This window comes from Actinoallomurus sp. NPDC052274, from assembly GCF_040679475.1.
In the GTDB taxonomy this organism is placed as follows: domain Bacteria; phylum Actinomycetota; class Actinomycetes; order Streptosporangiales; family Streptosporangiaceae; genus Actinoallomurus; species Actinoallomurus liliacearum.
The window spans coordinates 1-7,280 of the sequence record NZ_JBFAUT010000119.1 but is presented as its reverse complement, the minus strand read 5'-3'; the positions used below and the strand labels follow the sequence as shown (position 1 = coordinate 7,280).

Sequence of the window (7,280 nt, the reverse complement as noted above, 5' to 3'; positions counted from 1 at the left end):
GGCCGCGGCACCCCGAACCCGGGGTCCGCCGACCCGTCCGACCGGACGGGCCGGGCGGCGGGGGCGCGGGACCGGCCCGCCGCGGCGGCTCCCGGACGGCGGCGCGCGCCGCGACCGGTGGCGGCCCGGCGCGGGGACACGGCGTCCGACCTGCGCCGACACGGAACGTACGGTGACGGGCGGACCGCCGCCCGCGACCGACCGGGACCCGATGTGCGGTTACGAGCGGCGTTTCGCCCGCTGAATCCCACAGTGACCGGTTCCGGCCATGCAGGTGTGCGCCGGCTCAGAATGGCGTGAGGGTCACCGTCACGGACGTCGGCGCGTCGTCCTGGATGTAGGAGGCGTGGCCGGCCACGTCGTCGAAGGCGAAGCCGTACGCGGCGCCGTCCGCGCTCGCCTGGTGCATCGCCCGCGCGTAGCGGTTGGTCACCGGATCCGGTGGTTCGGGTCCGTACCGACCCAGCCCGCCGGGTACTGCAGGGCCGGCCTGCCGTTCCCGTCGGTGACGACCTTCAGCCGCAGCCGGTCGCCGATCGAGAAGTAGACCCGGCCCGACATCTTCGGCAGGACGACGGTCGCTTCGCCGGAGTCCCGGAACGGGATGGCGTAGTCGGTGAACCCGCCGGACCCGTTGTCCGACGCCGCGCACGGGACGAACGCGCCGTCCGCCGTCACGTGCCCCTGGGCGCCGGTCGCCGGGTCCACCCCGACGACGTACATGTGGATCGACGCGTCGGCGTACCTGCCGGTCCGGTTCACCGCGGTCAGCGGCAGGCCGCCCGTGGTCGCCGCCGTGCTCCGGGCCCGCGACGACGGGGCGCATCCCGTCGTTCCGCCGCCGAACGCGAGTGCGCCGAGAGCGGCGGTCGACGCGAGGAACGACCTTCTGCCGATCATTCTGCTGTGCACGAGTTCCCTCTCCTGTCCTGAGACCGCGTCCGGCGTTCAGCGAAGCGGCCGGGGAACCGCCGCGGCAGGGGCTTAAGGCGCGCTTCAGGTTTGGTTAAGGAGGTGCTGAACGACGACGCGGCGGAGCGCGGCCGGGGCGGGGTCCGACGAGGATGAGTGGGGCGTGCCACGGCGCCGCAGGCCGTTCGCGGCCTGCGGCGTCGCAGAACGCCCACCGAAGCGGGTGCCCTACCGCCGGCCGGCCGACGCGATGTCGTGGGCGCCGTCCCGGCACGCGGCATACGTGTACGTCGCGGACGACGACCGCGGCGTCGACATCCCACGCCCCGAGGTGCGCTGAGCCGCATAAGGGCGGTTTTCGGACGACGGTCGCGGCGTCGACGCGCCGCGACCGTGACCTCCGCCGAGGAGAGCCCGGCCTGAGTGCCGTGTTCGTCACTTTTTCCTGGTGGCGGGCGCGGCACTCGCCTTTCCCGCCCACCTCCCCTTTCCGGCTTCGCCGCACGTGAGAGTGCCCTTTCGGACGTTACCCGGCTGGACGCGCCCACGTCCGGCTACGCTCGGTGAGCGAACGATGCCAGACTTTCGTTTCCGAACGCGTTGCCGTTGTTGCGAGAGTTCGGCTAGATTGCGCCGAGATCGGGCTGTGACCAACCTCCAACCAGGGGGTTGCAGACCGACCGCCGAGTCCCGGCGACGCAGCCAGTGTCGCGGGAGCCGGGGACCCATCAGTCCCTCGGGGTGAATCCGTCACGCACGGTAGGGCTACCTCTGGCCCGAACCCGTCAGCTAACCCGGTAGGCGGTAAAAGGGGAGCGAATGGATTCAGTAGGTCAGAAACTGCTAGAGGTCGCCAAGGGCCAGCTCGGCTATCACGAGAAAGCCAGCGGTTACACCAAATTCGGCGACTGGTACAGCAAGCATGTTGACAAGGACCCCGTCTACAAGACGTCGGCCTGGTGCGACATGTTCCTCGCGTGGGCGGCCGACAAGGCCGGCGTCGAGGACTGGACCGGCCAGTTCGCCTATACCCCCGACCACGCCAAGTGGTTCAAGAAGCAGGGCGCCTGGGGCCACAAGGCCGAGCCCGGCGCGATCGTGTTCTTCTCCTGGTCGGGCGGCAAGAGCATCGGCGACATCGAGCACGTCGGCATCGTGGAGCGGGTCGACGGCCACACGCTGCACACCATCGAGGCCAACCACAACAACGCGCTGACGCGCGCCACCCGGGACATCAGCCAGGTGGTCGGGTTCGGCTATCCCTCCAAGGTGAAGGTGAAGGCGGCGCCGGCCGTCCAGCAGCCGGCCCAGACCGACCAGAACTACGCCCCGAAGCACGCCGCGCCGCCGCCCGCCGTCAAGGAGATCGGCAAGGACGTCCAGGCGCAGGTCGACGCGCACACGACGGCGGCCCACGACCCGGCCGCCCCGTCGTCCCCGCTGCCGGACCAGCAGGCCGCCCTGACCGGGCTGCTCGCCGTCGTGCTGTTCGGGACCGTGGCCCTCGCCGTCGGCAAGTCGAAGGTCAAGGTGCCCGTCTCGGCGCCGAACGTCCGGGTCCGCAAGCGCGGCAAGCACCACCGCACGCCGGTCGAGCTGCCCGCCGAGGTCAGCGTGGCCGACCTGGAGGCGGCCGACGCCAGCACCCAGCTCATGCCGGTCCTGTCCGCCGAGGCCGCCGCGAAGGCCGAGGACCAGGAGTTCTGGGGCAAGATCGCGGAGCTGGAGGAGGACGTCGAGCTGGCGTTCTGGAACACCCTGCACGCCGCGGTGTCGCAGAACGGCTCGATCGAGTCCGAGACGGAGTCCGAGTCCGTCCTGTCCTGAGCCTCGTTCCGAGCCGCGGCGCCGCGCCGCGCGCGACACCGTCCGTACGGTCCCCGTCCGCTCCTGCTCCGGAGGCGGGCGGGGATCGCCGCGTCAGGGCGCGAGCGGGGACCGCCGAGCACGAGGTGAGCGGGGACCGCCGCCGCCAGGCGTGAGGTGAGCGGGGACCGCCGTGTCTAGGCGCAAAGGACCAGCCGCCCATCACCCGGAGTGACCATCCTGGGATCCCCCGGGCCATCTCCGCATGTTCTCGTTGGACGCTCCGTCACCATCCGTTAATCTCCAGCGAGTCGTCACCGGCCGAGAGACGGCCGGACCGCCGAATCGCCCGTCGCGCCGTGGCGCGCCGGGGAACCGGGGACCCATTCGCGGAGGCAGAGGGCGTCTCCTCGCCTGCGCATCGGGGTGAATCCGCGTCCGTCGCCGACGGCCGCGGTAGGGCTCCTTCTCGTCCGAACCCGTCAGCTAACCCGGTAGGCGGCCTGAGGAGAGGAGCACCTGGATGGATCGATTCCGCACCGCGGACACGCACGACCCTCTTCATCCCGGGAAGGGAACGGCCCGCCGTACGGCGGTCGCGACCTTCGCCCTCGTCATCGCCGGACTCGCACCGCCCGCACTGGCGGACTCCGCCCGGCCCGGCCCGCGCATCGACGCGCTCCGGCAGCGCGCCGGCCAGTTGAGCGACCGGCTCGAGCAGCTCACCGAGCAGTACGACGGCCTCAAGGTGCGCCTGGAGCAGGCCCAGCGCGCGGCCGTCATCGCCGGTCAGACCTCGGCCCGCGCCACCGAGGCGCTGAAGGCCACGCAGCGCAAGGTCGGCCGGTTCGCCGCCATCCGTTACATGAACGGCACGCACGACGACGCGCCCGCGCTCCTCGCGTCCTCGAACCCGCGCGCGCTGCTGGACCGGGCCACCACCCTGCACTACTTCACCCAGCAGGACGACAGCGAGATCCGGCAGCTCACGCAGGCCATCCAGAACGCCCAGTGGACCGGCCAGGACGCCCGCGACCGCGCCGCGCAGGCGGCCCTCCTCAGGAGCCGGCTCGCCCGGCAGCGCGCCACCATCCGCGCCGCGCTGGAGAAGGTCCGCGGGCCGCTGCTGCAGGACGCCGTCGAGCGCGCCGGCAAGGGCGAGAAGGTGCCCGCCATCCCCGGCGGCCCCGGCAGGGCGGTCGGCGCCGTACGCGCCGCGCTGACCCAGCTCGGCGTCCCGTACGTCTGGGGCGGCGCGACGCCAGGTCAGGGGTTCGACTGCTCGGGGCTGACCATGTGGGCCTACCGGCAGGTCGGCGTCAACCTGCCGCACTACGGCGGCGACCAGTGGAACGCCGGCGTCCACGTCTCCCGGGACCAGCTGGAGCCGGGAGACCTGGTCTTCTTCTACTCCGACATCCACCACATGGGGATGTACATCGGCGACGGGAAGTTCATCCACGCGCCGCACACCGGCGACCACGTCCGGGTCGCCGACCTGTCGACCCGGCCCTTCGCCGGCGCGGTCCGCGTGGTCTGAGGCGACCACGCGGACCGGGGCTCACTTCCCGACGCGGTACATCTCCGCGACCATGAACGCCAGGTCGAGGGCCTGGCCCCGGTTGAGGCGGGGGTCGCAGGCCGTCTCGTACCGCTGGTGCAGGTCGTCGTCGACGATGTCGTGGCCGCCGCCGACGCACTCGGTGACGTCGTCGCCGGTGAACTCGAGGTGCACGCCGCCCGGGTGGGTCCCGAGCGCCCGGTGCACCTCGAAGAAGCCGGCGACCTCGTCGAGCACGTCGTCGAACCGGCGGGTCTTGTACCCGCTCTCCGACTCGAAGGTGTTGCCGTGCATGGGGTCGCAGATCCAGGCGACCTGGGCGCCGCTCGCTGTGACCTTCTCCACCAGGGCGGGAAGGTGCTCGCGGATCCGCTTGGCGCCCATGCGGGTGACGAAGGTGAGCCGGCCGGGCTCACGGTCGGGGTCCAGCCGCTCGATGAGCGCGAGGGCGTCCTCGGCGGTCGTGGTCGGGCCGAGCTTCACCCCGATGGGGTTGCGGATGTGCCGCATGAACTCCACGTGCGCTCCGTCGAGCTGCCGGGTGCGCTCGCCGATCCACAGGAAGTGGGCGGAGACGTCGTACGGCAGGCCGGACCGGGAGTCGACGCGGGTCAGGGCGCGTTCGTAGTCCAGGAGCAGCGCCTCGTGGCTGGAGTAGACCTCGACCCGGTGGAACTCCTCGGGGTCCGCCCCGGCGGCGTGCATGAACGCCAGCGCCCGGTCGATCTCCCCGGCCAGCCGTTCGTAGCGCCGGCCCGCGGGGCTCTCGGCGACGAAGTCGTGGTTCCAGGCGTGCACCTGCCGCAGGTCGGCGTAGCCGCCCTGGGTGAAGGCGCGGGTGAGGTTCAGCGTGACCGCGGCGGCGTGGTAGGCGCGCAGCAGCCGCTCCGGGTCCGGCACGCGGGCTTCCGGCGTGAAGTCGAACCCGTTGACGATGTCGCCCCGGTAGGCGGGCAGCTCGACGCCGTCGCGCACCTCGAACGGCTTGGACCGCGGCTTGGCGAACTGCCCCGCCATCCGGCCGATCTTGACGACCGGGACGCTCGCGGCATAGGTCAGGACGACGGCCATCTGCAGCAGGGTCTTCAGCTTGTTGCGCACGTCGTCGGCGGTCGCGCCGGAGAACGTCTCGGCGCAGTCACCGCCCTGCAGGACGAAGGCCTCACCGCGCGCCACCGCGGCGAGATGCGCCTTGAGCTGGTCGCACTCGCCGGCGAACACCAGCGGCGGCAGCTTGGACAGCTGCGCCGCGACGTCTTGGAGCCGGGCGGGGTCGGGCCAGTCGGGCTGCTGGGCGGCCGGAAGGTCACGCCAGGTTTCGAGGAGGTCCACGAGACCCAAGGGTATCGAGCGGGTCACAAGCCCGGGTCATGCAACCTGCGTATTCCGCCCTGTTTCCCGCATCTCCGCCCCTGCCACGGCGATCCGCGATAGGACGGACCTCGCGTCACCACGGCGATCCGCGGTGTGACGGGCCTCGCGTCGGCCGCCCCGAATCTCTGAGATGATGGGCCGATCCCGCAGATCGCCGACGACGCATGAGGTTCTGACATGAGCACGAACGGCCGCGCCTATGACATCTGGCTCCGCAAGCCCGAGGAGGCCCAGCAGCTCCTCGAGTCCAAGCGGGCCGATCTCGACGGTGACGGTCTGTCCCTGCTTTCCTGGCTGGTCCTCACCAACGAGCGTGACGACAGGAAGGCCGAGCAGATCGCCCACCAGGCGATCGCGGCCGGTGGCGACACCCGGTTCGCCACGGCGGCGCTCGCTGAGGCGTACAAATGGCGTGGCGACTACGGCCGGGCCGCCCAGATCGTGCGCCAGGCCCGCGAGAAGTACCCGACGATCCCGTGGTACGCCCTGACGCTGGCCGACGTCCTCAAGGACGGCGGATGGATCGACGACGCGGAGGCCATCCTCGAGTCGGTGGTCAACGACTCCCAGCTGCGCCGGCACGCGCTCAAGCGCCTGTCGAAGTGGGCGGTGGACCGCGGTGACAAGCCGCGTGCCCTGAAGTACCAGACCGAGCTGATCGCGCTGGCCCCCGACTACCTGGTGTACGCCTCGGACTACACGCTCCTCGCGGCGCTCCGGCTGGAGGCCGGCGACCCGGCGGGCGCCCGGGACATCCTGCAGCGCGGCGCGGCGATCTACCCGCGCAACAAGCCGATCAAGGAGATGCTGCACCAGCACTTCGGCGAGCTCGCGCCGGAGAAGGCGCCGAACATCCCGCCGGTCGACGAGCACGCGGTCGGCGCCCGCCGCATCCCGATCAAGACGAAGATGATCACGCTGCGCACCGGCATCCTCCCGATCATCCAGGAGGCGACGCAGGGCATGCTGCGGCCGGACGACATTCTCGCCCTGTCGGAGAGCCCCGCGTCGGCCGGTCAGGGTCGGATGATCCCGCTGGAGCTCATCACGCCGGAGGGCATGGCCAAGCAGCTCAGCAAGTTCGTCGGCAAGATCGGTCCGCTGCACAGCCCGGCCGGGATGCAGGGCGCGATCCTCGAGGCGGGCCGCGCGAAGGTCCTGCTCGGCGCGGCCGCGGGCGCGGCCGGCAAGCTGGTCGGCAAGCGCGGCTGGTTCTACCGCGTCGCCGGCCCCGGCGCGGCCATGATCGACGACGTGGCGGCGGCCCTCCCGCCGCACGACCACCACCTGCTGTTCGGCCCCGGCCGGCCGGACAAGCTGTCGGAGGACCTGTCCGCGGCGCTCGGCTGCCACGTCTGCGTCGTCGACGCCAACCACCTCACCGGCGCGTGGGTCGTCGGGGCCTCCAAGGGCGTCGACCGCAAGTGGGTGGAGAAGGTCCTGTCCGACAACCCGGCCGGCAACGAGGACGAGCAGACCCCGATCGTGCTGATCCGCAAGATCTGACCTCGCGATCCGACTCCGCGCCGCGGCTCCGGCCGCGACGGCCCGGGGTCGTCGCGAACGGCCTGGTCGAGCTCCTCCAACGTCTCCTCGGTGTGCTGGACGTCCTTGACGAGCCGCGCGT

The 7,280-nt window shown here is 71.7% G+C and carries 8 protein-coding genes and 2 riboswitches; of the genes, 5 read left to right on the top strand and 3 right to left on the bottom strand.

Annotated elements, in window-relative coordinates:
- Window positions 1-244 (top strand): hypothetical protein (locus AB0K82_RS44125; protein WP_364409637.1); only part of this gene is annotated, 244 nt, incomplete at its 5' end.
- A gap of 42 nt (window positions 245-286) precedes the next feature.
- On the opposite strand, the gene AB0K82_RS44120 is transcribed toward AB0K82_RS44125, so the two are convergent.
- Both AB0K82_RS44120 and AB0K82_RS44115 read right to left on the bottom strand, forming a co-directional pair.
- On the bottom strand, window positions 287-433 hold the full coding sequence (locus tag AB0K82_RS44120) for a beta-1,3-glucanase family protein (protein WP_364409634.1): 147 nt from the start codon (window positions 431-433) through the stop codon (window positions 287-289).
- Complete coding sequence (locus AB0K82_RS44115) at window positions 430-912, bottom strand: beta-1,3-glucanase family protein (RefSeq protein WP_364409631.1); 483 nt, start codon at window positions 910-912, stop codon at window positions 430-432. Before AB0K82_RS44115 ends, AB0K82_RS44120 begins: the two co-directional genes overlap by 4 nt.
- Before the next feature lie 163 nt (window positions 913-1,075).
- Here AB0K82_RS44115 and AB0K82_RS44110 point away from each other — a divergent pair, with 163 nt between their 5' ends.
- The 3 genes from AB0K82_RS44110 (at window position 1,076) to AB0K82_RS44100 (ending at window position 4,258) form a co-directional block, all read left to right on the top strand.
- Window positions 1,076-1,252 carry a hypothetical protein gene (locus tag AB0K82_RS44110; RefSeq protein ID WP_364409628.1) on the top strand — a complete coding sequence of 59 codons (177 nt, stop codon included), beginning with the start codon at window positions 1,076-1,078 and terminating at the stop codon, window positions 1,250-1,252.
- A gap of 331 nt (window positions 1,253-1,583) precedes the next feature.
- A riboswitch (cyclic di-AMP (ydaO/yuaA leader) is annotated at window positions 1,584-1,731 on the top strand.
- A complete protein-coding gene (locus AB0K82_RS44105; RefSeq protein ID WP_364409625.1) occupies window positions 1,732-2,739 on the top strand; it encodes a CHAP domain-containing protein in 1,008 nt (335 codons plus the stop codon). It abuts the riboswitch before it with no gap.
- Window positions 2,740-3,063: 324 nt separating this feature from the next.
- Window positions 3,064-3,236, top strand: a riboswitch (cyclic di-AMP (ydaO/yuaA leader).
- 5 nt (window positions 3,237-3,241) lie between these two features.
- The gene (locus tag AB0K82_RS44100; RefSeq protein WP_364409623.1) at window positions 3,242-4,258 is read left to right on the top strand and encodes an NlpC/P60 family protein; all 1,017 of its coding nucleotides are present in this window, start codon (window positions 3,242-3,244) and stop codon (window positions 4,256-4,258) included.
- A gap of 21 nt (window positions 4,259-4,279) precedes the next feature.
- Here AB0K82_RS44100 and AB0K82_RS44095 read toward each other — a convergent pair whose 3' ends face one another.
- The gene (locus AB0K82_RS44095; RefSeq protein WP_364409620.1) at window positions 4,280-5,620 is read right to left on the bottom strand and encodes a class II 3-deoxy-7-phosphoheptulonate synthase; all 1,341 of its coding nucleotides are present in this window, start codon (window positions 5,618-5,620) and stop codon (window positions 4,280-4,282) included.
- 210 nt (window positions 5,621-5,830) lie between these two features.
- Here AB0K82_RS44095 and AB0K82_RS44090 point away from each other — a divergent pair, with 210 nt between their 5' ends.
- Window positions 5,831-7,159: a tetratricopeptide repeat protein gene (locus AB0K82_RS44090; RefSeq protein WP_364409617.1), complete on the top strand. Its 1,329-nt coding sequence runs from the start codon at window positions 5,831-5,833 to the stop codon at window positions 7,157-7,159.
- Window positions 7,160-7,280: the final 121 nt, after the last annotated feature.

Excerpts from the sequence above, each read along its gene's own strand:
- AB0K82_RS44105 (WP_364409625.1), top strand. The coding sequence starts at position 1,732 with ATGGATTCAGTAGGTCAGAAACTGCTAGAGGTCGCCAAGGGCCAGCTC.
- AB0K82_RS44100 (WP_364409623.1), top strand. The coding sequence starts at position 3,242 with ATGGATCGATTCCGCACCGCGGACACGCACGACCCTCTTCATCCCGGG.
- AB0K82_RS44090 (WP_364409617.1), top strand. The coding sequence starts at position 5,831 with ATGAGCACGAACGGCCGCGCCTATGACATCTGGCTCCGCAAGCCCGAG.